This is a genomic window from Haloterrigena salina JCM 13891 (assembly GCF_000337495.1).
GTDB lineage: Archaea > Halobacteriota > Halobacteria > Halobacteriales > Natrialbaceae > Haloterrigena > Haloterrigena salina.
In genome coordinates this window covers 12,913-29,355 of sequence record NZ_AOIS01000061.1, presented here as the reverse complement: position 1 = coordinate 29,355, position 16,443 = coordinate 12,913, and the positions used below count along the sequence as shown (strand labels likewise).

Annotated in this window: 15 protein-coding genes and 1 pseudogene; 6 read left to right on the top strand and 10 right to left on the bottom strand. The window is 66.6% G+C overall.

The window, feature by feature from the left end:
* The first annotated feature begins 174 nt into the window (after positions 1–174).
* A complete protein-coding gene (locus C477_RS19160; RefSeq protein WP_008896205.1) occupies positions 175–774 on the top strand; it encodes a hypothetical protein in 600 nt (199 codons plus the stop codon).
* Between the two features lie 176 nt (positions 775–950).
* On the opposite strand, the gene C477_RS19155 is transcribed toward C477_RS19160, so the two are convergent.
* On the bottom strand, positions 951–1,793 hold the full coding sequence (locus C477_RS19155) for an HFX_2341 family transcriptional regulator domain-containing protein (RefSeq protein ID WP_008896204.1): 843 nt from the start codon (positions 1,791–1,793) through the stop codon (positions 951–953).
* A gap of 143 nt (positions 1,794–1,936) precedes the next feature.
* Here C477_RS19155 and C477_RS19150 point away from each other — a divergent pair, with 143 nt between their 5' ends.
* Complete coding sequence (locus tag C477_RS19150) at positions 1,937–2,617, top strand: HAD family hydrolase (protein ID WP_008896203.1); 681 nt, start codon at positions 1,937–1,939, stop codon at positions 2,615–2,617.
* Between the two features lie 518 nt (positions 2,618–3,135).
* Here the strand turns inward: C477_RS19150 and metG are convergent.
* From metG to mfnA, 3 genes are all read right to left on the bottom strand, one after another.
* Positions 3,136–5,235 carry a methionine--tRNA ligase gene (gene metG / locus C477_RS19145; protein WP_008896202.1) on the bottom strand — a complete coding sequence of 700 codons (2,100 nt, stop codon included), beginning with the start codon at positions 5,233–5,235 and terminating at the stop codon, positions 3,136–3,138.
* Between the two features lie 75 nt (positions 5,236–5,310).
* Positions 5,311–5,670 (bottom strand): hypothetical protein, encoded by a 360-nt coding sequence (locus tag C477_RS19140; RefSeq protein WP_008896201.1) that lies wholly within the window; start codon positions 5,668–5,670, stop codon positions 5,311–5,313.
* Positions 5,671–5,942: 272 nt separating this feature from the next.
* A complete protein-coding gene (mfnA, locus tag C477_RS19135) occupies positions 5,943–7,037 on the bottom strand; it encodes a tyrosine decarboxylase MfnA (RefSeq protein ID WP_275040484.1) in 1,095 nt (364 codons plus the stop codon).
* Positions 7,038–7,182: 145 nt separating this feature from the next.
* On the opposite strand from mfnA, the gene C477_RS19130 reads away from it, so the two are divergent.
* The 3 genes from C477_RS19130 (at position 7,183) to C477_RS19120 (ending at position 9,530) form a co-directional block, all read left to right on the top strand.
* Positions 7,183–8,475: a glycosyltransferase gene (locus C477_RS19130; RefSeq protein WP_008896199.1), complete on the top strand. Its 1,293-nt coding sequence runs from the start codon at positions 7,183–7,185 to the stop codon at positions 8,473–8,475.
* A 112-nt stretch (positions 8,476–8,587) separates the two neighbouring features.
* Positions 8,588–9,250: a helix-turn-helix domain-containing protein gene (locus C477_RS19125; RefSeq protein ID WP_008896198.1), complete on the top strand. Its 663-nt coding sequence runs from the start codon at positions 8,588–8,590 to the stop codon at positions 9,248–9,250.
* 88 nt (positions 9,251–9,338) lie between these two features.
* Entirely contained in the window at positions 9,339–9,530 is a 192-nt protein-coding gene (locus tag C477_RS19120; protein ID WP_008896197.1) for a hypothetical protein, read from the top strand.
* A 171-nt stretch (positions 9,531–9,701) separates the two neighbouring features.
* Here C477_RS19120 and ppsA read toward each other — a convergent pair.
* The 4 genes and pseudogenes from ppsA to C477_RS19100 all read right to left on the bottom strand — a co-directional run bounded on the left by ppsA (position 9,702) and on the right by C477_RS19100 (position 14,466).
* Positions 9,702–12,118, bottom strand: a pseudogene (ppsA, locus tag C477_RS19115) (phosphoenolpyruvate synthase).
* 183 nt (positions 12,119–12,301) lie between these two features.
* On the bottom strand, positions 12,302–13,084 hold the full coding sequence (locus tag C477_RS19110; RefSeq protein WP_008896194.1) for a methyltransferase domain-containing protein: 783 nt from the start codon (positions 13,082–13,084) through the stop codon (positions 12,302–12,304).
* Between the two features lie 7 nt (positions 13,085–13,091).
* A complete protein-coding gene (locus C477_RS19105) occupies positions 13,092–13,472 on the bottom strand; it encodes a nascent polypeptide-associated complex protein (protein WP_008896193.1) in 381 nt (126 codons plus the stop codon).
* A 499-nt stretch (positions 13,473–13,971) separates the two neighbouring features.
* The gene (locus tag C477_RS19100) at positions 13,972–14,466 is read right to left on the bottom strand and encodes a PUA domain-containing protein (protein ID WP_008896192.1); all 495 of its coding nucleotides are present in this window, start codon (positions 14,464–14,466) and stop codon (positions 13,972–13,974) included.
* Between the two features lie 167 nt (positions 14,467–14,633).
* On the opposite strand from C477_RS19100, the gene C477_RS19095 reads away from it, so the two are divergent.
* The gene (locus C477_RS19095) at positions 14,634–14,813 is read left to right on the top strand and encodes a hypothetical protein (protein WP_008896191.1); all 180 of its coding nucleotides are present in this window, start codon (positions 14,634–14,636) and stop codon (positions 14,811–14,813) included.
* A gap of 18 nt (positions 14,814–14,831) precedes the next feature.
* On the opposite strand, the gene C477_RS19090 is transcribed toward C477_RS19095, so the two are convergent.
* Both C477_RS19090 and C477_RS19085 read right to left on the bottom strand, forming a co-directional pair.
* The gene (locus C477_RS19090; RefSeq protein WP_008896190.1) at positions 14,832–15,329 is read right to left on the bottom strand and encodes a LabA-like NYN domain-containing protein; all 498 of its coding nucleotides are present in this window, start codon (positions 15,327–15,329) and stop codon (positions 14,832–14,834) included.
* Positions 15,330–15,447: 118 nt separating this feature from the next.
* Positions 15,448–16,341: a M48 family metalloprotease gene (locus tag C477_RS19085; protein ID WP_008896189.1), complete on the bottom strand. Its 894-nt coding sequence runs from the start codon at positions 16,339–16,341 to the stop codon at positions 15,448–15,450.
* Positions 16,342–16,443: the final 102 nt, after the last annotated feature.

Genomic DNA, 16,443 nt, shown 5'->3' with positions numbered 1-16,443 from the left:
GTCTTCGATCGAGAGCCGACTCGAGGGGCGATGTGGGACCAAGCGACGGTCGGAACACTCGCGGCCTGTCGGAAAATTGCTCACAGTACCGATCGTATCGGTAGTAACGGAAGTAACGATAGTAACGATACTTTCTCAGAAGTAGATAATGTATGGCGGCGAGATGACACGCATATGGGTCAGCGACAGTCCCCCGCGGGAGGCGGTTCCGGGATCGCGAACGACGGTCCGTCGGTCGACGAAGCGGTTCGCCGACTCGAGGTCGACGCGGTCGCCGACATCGCCCGCGCGGCGTTCGATCACGCCGGCGAGCTGGCGGCCCTGCAACACGGCCACACCCCGGCCGTACTGGGGGCCGTTCGGCTCGCGACCCGGCGAAGCCGACGCCCGACGGTCGACCGCGAGGAGCTCGCGGCCGCGTTCGACGTCGACCTCGACGACGTCGTCGCGGCCGAATCGGAGCTATCGCGCCATCTCGGCACGCCGGCGCCGGAGTCGGAGATCGCGTCGTTGCGGCGCCGGTTGATCGTCGCCCGCGAGCTGTTGGCCGCCGCCGAGCGCGGGACTGTCGCTGGCCCCGACCTACCCGGTTCGTATCTCGCCGCTGCCGCCCCGTTCCTGCTCGCTCGAGCGACCGGCGATCCCGTCTGTCTCGACGACCGCGAGGCCGACCTCGACGAGGCGAGCCTCCGCGCCCACGTCGGGCGACTCGAGGCCGACCTCGAGTGCGCTCGGCTGGGGACGAAGCTAGCCGCGCTGGTCGCCGACGAGTAAGTCGCCGCTGGCGGTCGCTCACCTCGCCGCCTCTCCGCGTCGGCGTCCGCGCCGCCCGATCGATCCGCTCCCCGACGCTTCGGCCCTCCACTCGCCGATACGCCGGCAGTGACGCGCCGGCCCCTCCGCTGCTTCGGCCCTCCGAACGTCATCGGATCGTCGGATGCCGCGGTCGCTCAGCCTCGTGCCTCGGATTCGTAATCGTACTCGACGCCGTCGACCGCCGCGAGCTTGTGCTTGAACGCCCGGTAGGCGTTTTCCCCCTGCTCGGTGAGTTCGACGACGCGACGCCGGCCGACGGATTCGATCGTAACGTAGCCGTCGTCCGCGAGCGGCTCGAGCACGTGCGTATCGAGGACCCGGAAAGCTCCCTTGTCCTCGCCGCCGCGATCCTCGGGCGGCCGTCGGTCGGCCATAAAGGAGAGGCTCCGATCGCGAGCGTACTCGATCAGGTCCTTCTTCTTCGGCGGCGTCGTCCGCGCGTCGTGATACGCCTCCCAGTCGGACGGCTCGGCGAGAAAGTCCATGATCGCGACCTGGTCGGGCGTCGGCGAGTCGATCGGATACGCCGGGAGCTGTTCGGTTTCGGCGACGCCCGCCGAGATCGGTTCGCGCTCCCCGTCGTGGTCGTAGGATTCGGGTTCGACGTAGTAGGCTCGAGCGTCCGTCGAGACGTCCATACACGCCATCGTCGCGCCGATGGCGGGGATCGTCCCCGCGCCGGAGACGTTGACCGAGACGTCGTCGTCGGCGTGTTTCGCCGCGAGGGTCGTCACGATACCGAGGACGGCGTAGACGTCCGTCAGGTCGCACTCCCGCGTTCGAACCTCGGGAACGGCCGACTCGAGTTCCGCCCGGAGGTCGTCGTGGTAGTCGGCCGTCCCGGTCCGGGCCCCCGCGTCGGTGCCGTCGTCCTCGAGCAGGTAGACGAGATCGGCCCGTTGGTTCCGGATCGGCCCGAGGATTCGGTCGTACTCGTAGCCAAGCGGCACGATGTGTACTCGTTTGACGACGTCCATACACCGACAGGTGCCGCGGTGAAAATAACGGCTGCGAAAAACGTCGATCGATTGAACTTCGATCCGCGAGCTCGAACCATCGTGTGAAAGAGATTCTCACGCTGTCGAAACCTTAAGAACGAACACGACCGTACGTGTCGGAGATGGCTGCGTACGACGCGATCTGTTTCGATCTCGATAGCACGCTCTGCGAGCCGACGCGCGACGCCGGGGACGTGCTCGGGGCGGCGTTCGAGCGGGCCGGAATCGCCCCGTTTTGTACGCCGGCGGACCTGCGAGCGGCCGTCCCGTCGCTCCCGACGGCCGAAACGGATCGCGAGTTCTACGAGAACCTCTTCGCCGAGGTCGCGGATCGGGCCGACGTCGACCCCGCGGTCGCGCCGCGGTTGGCCGGAGCGTACCTCGAGGAACAGGACCCGACCGCCGTCAGGTTCCGTCCCGGCGCGCGGGCCGCCCTCGAGCACGCCCGCGACCTCGGACCGGTCGGGCTGATCACCAACGGCGGCCGGCCGACTCAGACGCAAAAACTCGAGGCGCTGGGCATCGCCGACGCCTTCGACGTCAGCGTCTTCACCGAGCCGAGCGCGGGGATCTTCCCGAAACCCGACGCGGCCCCCTTCGAGTACGCCCTCGGGGAACTCGGTGTGGCGCCGGACGCGGCGATTCACGTCGGCGACTCGATCCGCGCCGACGTCGCGGGCGCGAACGCGATGGGGCTGGACTCGGCCTGGGTCGATCCCGGTCACGACGACGACGGCGGCCCACACGCCCACGAGCCGACCTACGAACTCTCGACGCTCGAGGCGTTCGAGACGGTTCTCTGAACGGCGTTCGGATCGCGTGTCATTCGTTCTCTCTGGTTTGTTCGTTCTCGATCGTGACGTAAGCGTTCACTCGAGCAGTGTCATCATTCGTCGAGGCTTCTCGAGCCGTCGCCCCAGCGTGTGGTGGCGCGCGCTCTCGGGCGGGCGAGTGAAAGCGAGACCGCCGAGGAATTCGTGCGAGGGATGAGAGAGGGAGTGTAGCGACCGAACGAATCGGTTAGGGAGGGTGTGGAATTCCTAGCCGCCAGAATGAGCAGAACGCCTCGGTTACAGTCTCATCAATAGAACTTCTGGTCGATTCATGTGTCTTCCTCACGTGGCGACAGTGATTTCCACGTCCTCCCCAGCCGATTTGCTCACTCACTCCGTTCGTTCGCTCATCCCTCGCACGACTTCAGGACGCGGTTCGTTGGTCACTCACCGCGGCCCAGCGTGCGCCACCGCAGATCGAATCGTCGGCGAGCGAATTGAGATCGTTCGAACGTGCCGAAAAACGGAAATGAGTCCAATCGACCGCGTTACCGAACCTTCTCGCCGACCTCGGCGTCGCCGTGGGTCGTCAGGAGGTCCGCCTCCTCGCCGGCGGCGAGGATCATCCCGTTGGACTCGACGCCGAACAGTTCGGCCTTCTCCATGTTCGCCAGCAGGATGCACTTCTCCCCGGGGAGTTCCGCGAGGTCGTGGAGCTGCTTGATGCCCGCGACGACCTGTCGGGTCTCGAAGCCGATGTCGACCTCGAGTCGCGCGAGGTCGTCGGCGCCCTCGATTCCCTCGGCGGATTCGATCCGGCCGACGCGGATGTCAAGTTCCTGGAAGTCCTCGAAGCCGATGCGCTCGTCGGCGAGCGCCTCGAGATCGTCGGTGTCTGCCATGGAGTCAGATTCGTCCCCGTCGGTGTCGTCGCTTTCGGTTTCCGCGTCCGCGCTCTCGTCATCGCCCGCGGCGGCGACGCGCTCCTCGAGTTTCTCGTTCAACTCCTCGACGCGGTCGTCCTCGATCTTCGCGAAGAGCTCGCCGGGTTCGTCGAAGTTCCGCGGCGGGGCCTCGAGGGCGTCCTCGAGGTGGGCGTCCGCGACCGCGCCGTCCTCGCCGAGTTGCTCCCAGAGAGCCTGGGCCTTGTCGGGCGCGATCGGCTCGAGGAGGACGCCGACGGCCTTGGCGATCTGGACGCAGTCGCGGATGACCTGCGTCGCCTCCTCGCTCTCGGCCTCGAGCTTCCAGGGCTCGTTGCGCTGGATGTACTCGTTGCCGAACTGGGCCAGTTGCGTCGCGGCCTCCCCGATGCCCCGCAGGTCGTAGTCGTTGACGCTCTCGCGGGTGTCGCCGATGGCGCCCTCGATGCGTTCGCGGACCTCCTCGGAGATATCCGTCTCAGGGGTGCCCTCGTAGTTGCGGTAGGCGAACAGCAGCGAGCGGTACCAGAAGTTACCGACCGTACCCACTAACTCGCCGTTGACCTTCTCCTGGAAGGCGTCCCACGAGAAGTCGACGTCCTGCTGGAGGCCGCCCGTCGTGGTCAGATAGTACCGCAGCAGGTCGGGATGGAACCCTTCGTCCAAGTACTCCTTCGCCCAGATCGCGCGGTTGCGGCTGGTCGACAGCCCCTTGCCGTTGATCGTGATGAAGCCGGTCGCGGCGATGCCACGGGGCTTGTTGTAGTCGGCCGCCTCGAGCATCGCGGGCCAGAAGATCGTGTGCTGCTGGATGATGTCGCGACCGATGACATGGACGATCTCGCCGTCGTCCTTCCAGACCCGCTCCCAGTCGTACTCGTCGCTCCCGACGCGCTCGGAGTACTGCTTCGTCGAGGCGATGTACTCGACGGGCGCGTCGACCCAGACGTAGAGGACGAGGTCCGACGCCTCGCCGTCGTCGCCGGGGTAGTCGATTCCCCAGTCCATGTCGCGGGTCAGGCACCAGTCCTGCAGCCCCTCTTCGATCCACTGCCGGGGCTGGTTGCGCGCGTTGGAGGTGCCCTCGAGGCCGTCTAAGAACTCCGTGAGGAAGTCGGCGAACTCCGAGACCTCGAAGAACTTGTGGGTGCGCTCGCGGTACTCCGCGGGGTTGCCCGTGATCGTGCTCGTCGGGTCCTCGACCTCGCCGGGCTCTAGGTGGCGCTGACAGCCCTCGTCGCACTCGTCGCCGCGGGCCTTCTCGCCGCAGTAGGGGCAGGTGCCCTCGACGTAGCGGTCGGGGAGGTACTGGTCGGCGTCGGGGTCGTAGGCGACCTGAATCTCCTTCTCGTAGATGTAGCCCTCGTCGTCCAGTTTTCGGACGATCTCCTGGGTCAGTTCCGTGTTCGTCTCGTCGTGGGTGTGACCGTAGTTGTCGAACTCGACGTTGAACTGCGGGAACGTCTCCTCGTACTGCTCGTGCCACTCGAGAGCGAAGTCATCGGGATCGACGCCCTGCTGTTCGGCGTTGACGGCGACCGGAGTGCCGTGCATGTCCGAGCCACAGACGTAGGCCGTCTCCTGACCGAGCGTCTCGAGGGCGCGGGAGAAGGCGTCCGCGCCGATGTACCCTCGCAGGTGACCGATGTGCAGGTCGCCGTTGGCGTAGGGCAACCCGCAGGTCACGACCGCAGGCTGGTCCGTCGGGAACTCGTCGTTGCTCATATGCACTACGAGGCGGTGCCGGGCGTAAAACCCGCCGGTTTTCGATCGACCGTGGCGACCTCCGCCCGGCTCCGCCTAGCCGTCGACTGACTCGTCGCTCGTCGCCGGTCCGTCGCGGTCCCAGATCGACGGCAACAGTCCCAGTCGACCGCCGAACAGCAGTCCGAGGCCGACGAGCAGCAGGACGAGAAACGCGACGATTCCCAGCATCCCGGGAATGATCACGACCGCGACCGCCGCACCGACCCACGCCAGCCAGGCCAGCGCCTCCCACGGCCGCCCGCCGTGGAGCCGCCACGTCGACAGCGAGAGCGCGAAGCCCCCGACGAGAGCCGCGACGACGACCCCCTCGAGCGCCGCCGAGACCGACGCCGCGGCCAGCACGGGGAAGCCGACGATCGTCACGACGTCGATCCGATCCAGTGCCAGCGCCATACGCGAGAGTTGCAGCGACGCGGCAAACAGCTACCGATCGTCGCTATTCGACTTTCGGCGTGCGGTGGCGCGCGCTGTCGATCGCGTCCGAGTGAACGCGAGGACCGATCGCCGATACCGTGCGAGGGATGAGCGAACACAGTGAGCGAATCGGCTGGGGAGGGTGTGGCGACTCCCTGTTGCCACGATAGCAGGACGCTCGAGTCTCCAGGAAACGGTAGTCACTCGCCGCGGTAAACCACAGTCTCGAGCCCCGATCACTCGAGCGAAAATCAATCGTCGCTCGCGACGGGCACGCTCGCGCGCACCTCGAGTCGGTCCAGATCGCCGATAAAGGAGGCCAGCATCTCGCGGGTGACGTGGGGCATACAGACCACCCGAAGCTCATCAGTAGCGGTCCGGGAGATCCGCCACCCCTTCGCGCGTAAGGCGTCGAACGTCGATCGGGGCACGTCGGCCGCGACCAGCGGCAGCGTCGGATCGACGACCTCGTAGCCCCGCTTCTCCAGGGCGTCGGCGAGCCACTCGGCGTTGTTCTGCGAGCGGACGTACTGGCGCTTGTAGCCCTCGGGCCACAGCTCCTCCATCGCCGCCGCGGCGCTGGCGACGCCGGCGCCCGACCGCGTCCCCGTGAGCGTCGCCTGGGAGGTCGACTCGAGGTAGGGTGTGTCGACGGCGAGTTCGTCCAGCAGTTCCTCGGAGCGGGCGAGCAGCCCGCCGGCGGGAACCGCGGCCTGGCCCATCTTGTGGGGGTCGATCGCCATCGTGTCGACCGCGGCGTGGTCGAAGTTCCAGTCGTAGTCCGTAAAGGGCAGCACGAACCCGCCCCACGCGGCGTCGACGTGGAGCATGGCGTCGACCGACCGCGCGATCTCGCCGAGTTCCGGAATCGGGTCGACGCGGCCGTACTCGGTCGTCCCCGCGACGCCGATGACCAGCGCGGTCGCCTCGTCGACCGAGGCGCGGACCGCCTCGAGATCGGCCCGGAAGTCGTCGTCGGTCGGAACGATGCGCAGTTCGACGCCGAGGATGTCCGCGGCCTTCTGGAAGCTGAAGTGGGCCGACTCTGGCATGACCACGTTCGGCCGCCGGCTCTCGGCGCGGTCGCGAGCGATGCGAACGGCCTGAATGTTCGCTTCCGTCCCGCCGCTGGCGATGTAGCCGGCCGGCTCCTCGAGGCCGGCGATCGAACCCAGCATCGCGATCGCCTCCTCCTCGAGGGTCGAGACCGACGGATACGTCCCCGGATCGCCGGGATTGGTCGCGAGGAACCGTTCGGCCGCGTCGCGCGCTACCGGGTGGGGCTCCGTACACATCGACGACAGCACCCGGTCGAACGCTTGCGGCTCGGATTGCATATCACGCACAAGTACGTTCACCCGTTTAGACGTTGCGCTTAACGGTCCTGTCCGCGATCAGATCCCGCCGAAATCGGTTCCCGGCGGACGTGACCTCGAGGGAGTCCACGGGCCGAAGAAATATTGATACCGCGTCAGCCGAAAGAGCCCGCAAATGCTCCCGTCCGCGTCGCGGTTCGTCGAATACGTCGGCACCGGTAGCGGCGTCCTCGCGCTGTTCGTCTTCGGGTTTCTCGATGCAACGGATGTCCAGTCGATCACGATCGACCTGCTGGCGGTCACCGTCCGCTTCGTCTTCCTCGAGGCGCTGTCGGCCGCCGCGGTCTTCACGTTCTTCGTCGGACTGACCGGCCTACTGCTCGTCCGCGAGGTGTGGTCCTCGCGGGACGACCGCGAGCGGGTGACCGACGGGCCGAAACTCGCGGCGATCGTCCCGGTCTACCGCGACCACGCGGTGATAGACGAAAGCGTCGAGAGCCTCTGTGAGAGCGCCTACGAGAACCTCGAGGTCGCCGTCGTCGCCGAGCCGAACGACGAGGCGACCCTCGAACGAGCGCGCGAACTCGCGGCCGAGCACGACCGCGTGAGATGTCTGGTAAACGGCGAGCCGGGATCGAAGGCGGGAGCGATCAACTACGCCGTCCGCGAGAGCGACGCCGACCGCTTCGCGGTCTTCGACGCCGACGAGCGGATCGCCCCCGAGTTCCTCCCGACGGCGATGGGCGAACTCGAGGCCGGCGCGGACGTCTTCCAGGGGCGGCGGGTCCCGCGACCGACCGGCCTCGTCGAAACGGTCGCCTACTGCGAGCGCGTCGTCTTCCACGCCAGCTACAAGCTGGTCGAACTGGCCGGCTTCACGAACTGCCGCAGTTCCTCGACCGCCTTTACCCGCGAGACCCACGAGCACGTCGGCGGCTACGACGACATGCTCACCGAGGATCTGGACTTCGCCCACGCCTGCTACCGCGAAGGCCTCGACGTTAGACAGGCCCGCCAGTGTACGAACACGATGGAAGCACCCCACACCTGGGCCGACCTCTGGGGCCAGCGCAAGCGCTGGCGCGTCGGCCAGATCGAGGTGCTCCACGCTACCCTCGTGGACCTCCTGCGCGGTCGGGTCGGCCACCGCGGCGCGATCTCGATCGGCCGGATGTGCTCGAGCCTGCTCGGCAGCCTCTTTACCCTCGCGCTGGTCTCGAAGCTCCTGCTCTTGCTCATCCTCGACGTCGAGTCGGCCGTCCTGCTCCCGTCGGCGGCCCTCGTCGCCACCATCGTCCTCGTCGCCTGGCGCGATCGGCGCGACGGCCGCATCGACGGGATCGCGTGGAGCGTCGCCCTCGCGCCGCTTTGCTACCCCGCGTTCGGGGTCCTCACGCTCCGGTCCGTCCTCGAGTACGTCCTGAGCTGGGACGGGAGCTGGTATCACGTCGAGAAGACCGGGTCGTAGGCGACGAGGTCTCGAGGGCGATCGACTCGTGGGGCCATCGACTCGAGGCGGTCGGGAACGAGATGCCGGCGGACGGCCGCGGATTTATTCGGGTCGACGGTGAACGGACGGTGTGAGCGTTATCGCCGAGTTCTCGGTCAAATCCGACGATCTGGCGCTGTACCACACCCTCACGGCCGCGCCGGGGATGGTCGTCGAGATCGAGCAGGTCGTGGCGACGATGGAGGACAGGGTGATGCCGTACTTCTGGGTCAGCGGCGGCGATCACGCGGAGTTCGAGGCGGCGTTTCAGGAGGACGACTCCGTGACGGGCGTCACCCCGATCGACGAAGTAGACGGCGCCAGACTGTATCGCGCCGAGTGGACGCAGAACGTCGAAACGATCGTCTACGCCTACGTCGAACTCGGAGCGACGATCCTGCAGGCGATCGGACGGGACGAAAACTGGGAGCTCCGGATGCGGTTCGACGATCGGGACAGCCTCGCGCAGTTTCAGGACTACTGCGAAGACAACGAAATCGCGTTCGAACTCAACCGCATCAAGGACCAGGAACAGCCGATGGCCAGCGCCCAGTACGATCTCACGACCAAGCAACGCGAGACGCTGGTCGCGGCGCTCGAGGAGGGCTACTACGCGGTTCCACAGGAAATCACGATGAGCGAACTGGCCGACAGACTGCACGTCTCCCAGCAGGCGCTCTCGAAACGGTTTCACGCCGCCCATCGAAACCTCATCACGAGCACGCTGACGTTCTCTCACCCTGACGACGAGTAACCTCCGCCCGCGGTGGTTCCGCGTAACCGATCTCGAGGTGGTCTATACAACCACCCCTCTCTTCCGCAAGGGTCGTCTTTATCCGTCTATGACAGGGCACCGCCAGAGCCAGCAAGTCGACGAGCCCGCGGCCGACGAGCGGGAGAAAGTAGCCGCGCAATGTCGCGACTGCGGCGCGATCTACTCCGCGTGGGTGTTCGCCGACGAGACCGTCCAGCCCATCGGCCGAAAGGACGGCTGTCGGTGCGGGACCTCGGAGTTCGAAGCGCTCTCGAGATAACGAACGGCAGTCGACCGAACGCACAGCGGACGCTTCGCCTACGCACCGTCCTCGTATCGACAGGGGCGAGACCGACCGCGTCGACGGACGGTTGCGCACTACGCCGCCGACAGCACCTCACGGCGAAGCGAAATACGGGGAAGAAGGATTCTCGAAGGCTAACCAACCGACTTAGCGAACCGAATCGAGCAGCAGCTTCTGCTCGACGCGCTTGACTTCGTGCTGGACGTCGCGGACGGCGTCGATGTTCGCGGAGATCGACGTGACGCCTTCCTTGGCGAGGAACTGGACCATCTCCGGCTTGGAGCCGGCTTGACCGCAGATGCTCGTGTCGACGTCGTGTTCGCGGCAGGTCTCGATGACGTCGCCGATCAGTCGCAAGACGGCCGGGTGGAGTTCGTCGAAGCGGTCGGCGACGTGCTCGTTATTGCGGTCGACCGCGAGCGTGTACTGGGTGAGATCGTTCGTGCCGAAGGAGGCGAAGTCGATGCCGGCCTTGGCCATCTCCTCGACCGACAGCGCCGAGGCCGGCGTCTCGATCATCGCGCCCCAGCGGCGCTTCTCGGGGTCGATGCCGGCCTCCTTCATGAGCGACTTGGCCTGGTAGATGTCCTCGGCGTCGTTGACCAGCGGGAACATGATCTCGACGTTGTCGTAGCCCATTTCGAAGAGCCGCCGGAACGCCTCGAGTTCGTGGGCGAAGACGTCGGGACGGTCGAGCGAGCGCCGGATGCCCCGATAGCCGAGCATCGGGTTGTGCTCCTTCGGCTCGTCCTCGCCGCCCTCGAGTTGGCGGAACTCGTCGGTCGGCGCGTCCAGCGTGCGCACGCGGACGGGACGGGGGTAGAACTCGTCGGCGACGCCGCGGATTCCCTCGACGAGTTCGGTGATGTAGGCGTCCTCTCCGTTCTCCGCGATGAACTTCGCGGGCGTCTGGTTCAGCGAGAGGATCATGTGCTCCATGCGGAGCAGGCCGACGCCGTCGGCCCCGGTCGCGGCCGCGCGTTCGGCGGCCTCCGGAATCGAGACGTTGACCTTGACCTCCGTCGCCGTCATGGGCTTGACCGGCGACTGCGGGCGGACCTCCTCGACGGGTTCGGTCTCTTCGTCGGGCTCGACTTCCGTCCCCTCGAGGACCGCGCCCTTGTCGCCGTCGAGCGTGACGACCTGGCCGTCCTCGAGGACGGTCGTCGCGTTCGTCGTGCCGACGATGGCCGGAACGCCGAGTTCGCGCGAGACGATGGCGGCGTGGCTGGTCATGCCGCCCTCGTCGGTGATAATCCCAGAGGCCCGCTTCATCGCGGGCACCATATCGGGCATCGTCATCTCGGTGACGATGATGTCGCCCTCGCCGACCTTATCGAGGTCGTCGAGCTTTTTGACGATCCGGGCGGCCCCGCTGACCGTCCCCGGGCTCGAGCCCAGTCCGTCGACGATAACGTCGCCGGAGGCGTCCGAACCCGAACTCGAGGACTCGCCGCCGGCGGCCTGCATGCCGCCGCTGCCGTCGGTCAGCCCCTTCGAGATGTCGACACCACTGGTTTCGGCCGCCTCGTCACCGCCCTCGTCGATGGTCGTAATCGGCCGGGACTGGAGCATGTAGACCTCGCCCTCGACGATGGCCCACTCGACGTCCTGGGGCTCGTCGTAGTGGTCCTCGACGCGCTCGCCGAGATCCATCAGCGCGCCGATCTCGTCGTCGGAGAGGACCCGCTCGTTGCGCTTGTCCTGGGGAACTTCGCTCTCGACGGTCTCGCCGGTCTCCTCGTCCTTTTCGTGCATCACCTTCTTCTCGGCGACGGTGACGTCGATCGACCGATCCTCGCGCTCGACGACGTAGTTGTCCGGCGAAACGGCGCCGGAGACGACGGCTTCACCGAGCCCCCAGGCGGCCTCGATGATCATCGTCGGATCGCCCGTCGAGGGGTGGCTCGTGAACATCACGCCCGACTTCTCGGCGTCGACCATCTGCTGGACGACGACCGCGATGTTGACCGCCGAGTGGTCAAAGCCCTGTTCCTGGCGGTAGTAGATCGCCCGCTGCGTAAAGAGCGAGGCCCAACACTCCCGGACGCGATCGAGCAGCGCCTCCTCGGTGACGTTGAGGAACGTCTCCTGTTGGCCCGCGAAGGAGGCGTCCGGCAGGTCCTCGGCCGTCGCCGACGACCGCACCGCGACGAACGCCTCGCCGTCGCCGACCTGTCGGTAGGACTCGAGGATCTCCGCGCGCAGTTCGTCGGGGAACGGCGTCTCGAGGATGAGTTCCTGGGCGCGGTCGGCCGCCTCGGCCAGCGCCGACGAGTCGTCGACGTCGACGTCGACGGCCGCGAACAGTTCCTCGTCGATTTCGGCTTCTTCGATGAACGATCGATAGGTCCCGGCGGTTACGACGAATCCTGGGGGCACGGGCAGCCCAGCACCCGTGAGTTCGCCCAGGGAGGCTCCTTTGCCNGATAGGTCCCGGCGGTTACGACGAATCCTGGGGGCACGGGCAGCCCAGCACCCGTGAGTTCGCCCAGGGAGGCTCCTTTGCCGCCGACCTTCTCGAGGTCGCCGGCACTGATCTCGTCCAGCCAGAGTACAGCCATTGCTATCTGTCTCGACACCCGAGCGAATAAAGAAGGTTGCGAACAATTGCGAACATTCGCAACTCGAAACTGAATGAATTTCTGTGGTAAGAACCGGTTTACAACGGGATTTCGGCCGACGTGTGAACCGTCGAACACTGCGGTCCGCCACCGAGTGGACGGGTCGGGCCGAACGAAGCGAACTCAGACGTTGCGGGCGATCGTCAGATACCCCGTGTGGCCCACCGGCGCGGTCGACGGCCGCGAGCCGCGGTCGTCGAACTGCATCTCCCGCTGGATCGTCTCGCGCGTGCGGACGTTCGAGAGGTCGACCTCGCGGGCCGCCGCGACGACCTCACGGGTCGACTCGATGAAGGGGCTGTAGACGGCGACGAAGCCACCGTCGACCAGCAGGTCGGGCGCGTGCTCGACGACGGCCGCCGCGTCGCCCGTATCGAGGGTCAACACGTCGAACGACGAGGGCTCGAGCGCGTCGATCTCCTCGGTCAGATCGCCCGTCCGGACGTCGACGCTGTCGTCGACGCCGCCGAGTTTCATGTTCTCGCGAGCGACGTCCGCGAACTCCGGATCGCGCTCGTAGCTCACTACCTCGGCGCCCGCGCGGGCCATCGAGGCCGCGAGCACGCCCGTCCCGGTGCCGGTGTCGAGCACGCGGTCGCCCCGCGAGACGCCGGTCTCGCCGATTACCAGTCCCACGTCACGGGGGACCATCGGCGCCCCGGTCCGCTCGAACTGGTGGAAGAGATCCGGACCGCGCAGCCGGCGTACCCGAAACGCCTCGCCCAGATGCGTCTCGACGGTGTCGCCGGGCTGGACGTCCTCGGGCACCTCGAGCACGCCCAGATCGGTCCCCTGCTCGCCGCCGGGTTGGATCAGGTACTCGCGGTCGTCCTTGACCAGCAGGACGGGGACGCGGTCCTCGCCCTCCGTTTCGACCTCAGTCTCGGAATCGCTGTCGTCGGTCACGCGAACGTCACTCGAGGCGTTCGACCGCCGCGGCGAGGTCGCCGTCGACCGCCTCGAGGGCGTCGCGGGCCTCGTCCTCGCTCACGCCGGCGCGGGTGGCGACGAGTTCGACGTCCTCGTCGGGAATCGCGGCCCCGGCGTCCTCGTCGGCGCCGGCGCTGGCGCCGGCGGCACCGGACTCGACCTGTTCGGGCGAGCCGATGATCTGGTAGGTCTCCTCGCCGCGGGCGTCCATCTTGGTGACCTCGGCGTCGTTGAAGACGAGGTCGTACTCCTCGGTGCGGATGATGACCTCCTCGGCGTCGATATCCTCTACGTCGATCCCCATCTGTTGCATCATCTGTTCCATCTTGCGCGGGTTCAGTCCGCCGCCGCCTCCTCCAAACATACCCGACACGTCGCTACCCGCGCCCTTTTACTCTGCGGTTCAAACTTTTGCTCTGCGGGTGCGCCTGCGGCGCACCCTCGGCAAAATCTTCAAAAGAGTGCAAAGCGCTCTTTTGGACCTCGCGGGATCGAAGATCCCGCTCAGCTTTGATGAAAAGCACTCCTCCCTCCCCTCCAGCCGCGTGAACGCGGCTTCCGGGTCGGTCGTCGGCCCGCTCGCTCGGCCTTCGGCCTCGCTCACGGCTGCGCCGTTCGCGTATCCGAGGCGGCTTCGCCGCCTCNGCCCGCTCGCTCGGCCTTCGGCCTCGCTCACGGCTGCGCCGTTCGCGTATCCGAGGCGGCTTCGCCGCCTCGCTTCGCTCGCGGTCGTTTCGTGTGATCCCCTGCCCTTCCCCGTTGAGCGGAGGCAACGCCTCCGCGATGTCCGGAAGACGCTACGCGTCTTCCGTTGGGTCGCGCGCCCTCGCTATCGCTCGGGCGCGCTCCCGGCCAGCAAAATGTTAGTTCTCCGCGGGTGCGCCCTCGCGCACGTTCACCGCCATTCCGGTCTCGAAGTCCGCGATGGCATCGGCCGCCAGTTCCGCCGTCCCGACCGCGATCAACTCGCCGCGCTCGTGGACTACGAGCACCTCGTCGCCCGGCCGAATTTCCGGGCCGGCCTCGAGGACGAACTTCGTGAAGACGTTCTTCTCGTCGCGGACGAACGGTTCGCTCTCGTCGTCGACGACGACGCGGTAGGCTGGGTGCTCGAGGGCCGCGTGGAGCCGACGGCCGCCCTCGAGGCCGAGGGTGAATCGGCCGTCGGTCCCGAAGGAGACGATCCGCCCGTCATCCGCGTGGATCTGCTGGGGACGACCCGAAGAGGTGCGTTTGATCGTGAGTGACTCCGCGGGCGGAAAGAGGGCGTCGCCGGCGCCCGCGCCAAACTGGTAGTCCGCGATGGTCCGCAGCTCCGGCAGTCCCGCCTGTCCGTTCCCGTCGGCTGGATCGCTCATTGGACGGGGTTTCGCGCCCGCGGTCGAAAGCCCTTCGACCTCGCCCGGACTCGAGCGATCGGTCCCGACTCCCGTACCCGAATCGCCGCGAGAGTAAGACTGTTGGATTTCATGACTATCTAAAATGACGAACGTTATAATACTCGATTCAGTAATTCCGGTATCGTATGGACGCCACGCAAATCGCTCTCGGGGTCGCCTTGTTCCTCTTTGGCACCCTGACGCTGGCCGGGCCGGCGACGCTCGTTTCCGGGCCGTTCGTATACGTTCTGACGGGAGCGATGCTGCTCGTGACCGGGTACGCACTGTTAGTCGGACTCTGGAAAGGGCGCTCGGATCGGCCCTGACGCGAGCGGGGCCTGCTCTCAGAGGAGGAACGTCTCGTGGCGTTCGCCGAGATCGACGAACGAATCGGCCGCCGCGATGAGTTCCTCGGCCGTCGAGGATTCGAACGCCATCACCTCGACCCGGACGCCCTCGTGGCGCAGGTGCGAGCAGAGCCGCGAGAAGTCGCCGTCGCCGGTACAGAGCACGATCGTATCGACGTGGTTGGCAAGCGTCACCGCGTCGAGACTCATTCCGACGTCCCAGTCGGCCTTCTTGGTCCCGTCCGAGAACGTCTTGATATCCTTGATCTTCGGCTCGAAGCCGATGTCGATCAGCGCCTCGAAGAAGCTCTCCTCCTCGGGGGAATCCGCGCGGATGACGTAGGCGATCGCGCGGGTGAGCTGGCGGTCCTGGACGGCCTTGTCGAGCAGCGCGGAGTAGTCGATGTTGCGGCTGTGCAGACTCTGGGCCGTGTGATAGAGGTTCTGGGCGTCGACGAGAACGGCGACGCGCTGGCCCGGGTGAATTTCGGTCATACGTCACACTGTGCGGGGCTCCCGTAAAAATCGCGGCGTTCCGCGAATCGCACGATCGCCGGTTACCGTACCGAGCCTCGCGACGGCCTCCCATACCGAGATGTCTCGTCGGTGCGAGTTACGCCAGTTCGCGCTCGAGGTGCTGCAACCGCTCGAGTCGCCGGTCGACCGGCGGATGGGTCGAGAGAAACCGACCGACGAAATCCGACTGTACGGGGACGACGAAGAACGCGTTCAGTTTGGCTACACCTCGGAGGTCTTCGTCGGGAACGCGCTCGAGTTCGTCCGAAAGCGATCGCAACGCGGCGGCCAACGCCGACGGGTTGCCGGTGATCGCGACCGCGCCGCTGTCGGCGACGAGTTCGCGGTGGCGAGCGAGGAGGCGAACGAAGACGGAGCCGACGAGCCAGGCGACGATCGAAACGGGGGCGAGTACGACGACACCGCTCGGAACGTCGTGGCCACCGTCGCGACCGTCGAAGGCCAGACCGCTCGCCACGAGAATCACGAGCGCGATCGTCGGGAGAAACGAAGCGAGGGTCATCACGATCGCGTCCCGATTCTTGACGTGAGCCAGTTCGTGCGCGAGGACAGCCTCGCGCTGTTCGCCCTCGAGAGTATCGAGCAGCCCGCTGGTTACCGTGATCGTAGCGCTGCGCCGGCTGTGGCTAGTGACGAAGGCGTTGGGGACCTCGGCGTCGATGACGGCGACCGTCGGGGTCGGGAGGTCTGCCTGCCGGGCGAGTCGCTCGACCGTCGCGTGGAGGTCGGGATACTCGTCAGGATCGACCGCGGTCGCACCCAGACCGCGCGGGAGAAACCACGCGGCGTACCAGTAGTGGACGCCGGCGAAGCCGAGCGCGAGAAGTCCGTAGACGACGGTACCACCACCGCTAGTGTAGCCGACGACTACGGTGGCGATACCGGACGTGATACCCAGGTACACCGCCAGCAGCAGGACCATCGTCGCGAGCATTCGGACTCGCAGGCCCCAGTCCACCGGCCACTCCATACTGGACGTTTCAGGTGACGCCTGAAATACGTGTTGCTCGATTGACCGAACGAGAACGGGTCGCCGTCACAGCGGCTATCGTGCGAGGACGATAGCGTCGAT

Bases quoted from the DNA above. Each gene is read 5' to 3' on its own strand.
- C477_RS19160 (WP_008896205.1), top strand. From the start codon at position 175: ATGGGTCAGCGACAGTCCCCCGCGGGAGGCGGTTCCGGGATCGCGAAC.
- C477_RS19155 (WP_008896204.1), bottom strand. From the start codon at position 1,793: ATGGACGTCGTCAAACGAGTACACATCGTGCCGCTTGGCTACGAGTAC.
- C477_RS19150 (WP_008896203.1), top strand. From the start codon at position 1,937: ATGGCTGCGTACGACGCGATCTGTTTCGATCTCGATAGCACGCTCTGC.
- metG (WP_008896202.1), bottom strand. From the start codon at position 5,235: ATGAGCAACGACGAGTTCCCGACGGACCAGCCTGCGGTCGTGACCTGC.
- C477_RS19140 (WP_008896201.1), bottom strand. From the start codon at position 5,670: ATGGCGCTGGCACTGGATCGGATCGACGTCGTGACGATCGTCGGCTTC.
- C477_RS19130 (WP_008896199.1), top strand. From the start codon at position 7,183: ATGCTCCCGTCCGCGTCGCGGTTCGTCGAATACGTCGGCACCGGTAGC.
- C477_RS19120 (WP_008896197.1), top strand. From the start codon at position 9,339: ATGACAGGGCACCGCCAGAGCCAGCAAGTCGACGAGCCCGCGGCCGAC.
- C477_RS19105 (WP_008896193.1), bottom strand. From the start codon at position 13,472: ATGTTTGGAGGAGGCGGCGGCGGACTGAACCCGCGCAAGATGGAACAG.
- C477_RS19100 (WP_008896192.1), bottom strand. From the start codon at position 14,466: ATGAGCGATCCAGCCGACGGGAACGGACAGGCGGGACTGCCGGAGCTG.
- C477_RS19095 (WP_008896191.1), top strand. From the start codon at position 14,634: ATGGACGCCACGCAAATCGCTCTCGGGGTCGCCTTGTTCCTCTTTGGC.
- C477_RS19090 (WP_008896190.1), bottom strand. From the start codon at position 15,329: ATGACCGAAATTCACCCGGGCCAGCGCGTCGCCGTTCTCGTCGACGCC.
- C477_RS19085 (WP_008896189.1), bottom strand. From the start codon at position 16,341: ATGGAGTGGCCGGTGGACTGGGGCCTGCGAGTCCGAATGCTCGCGACG.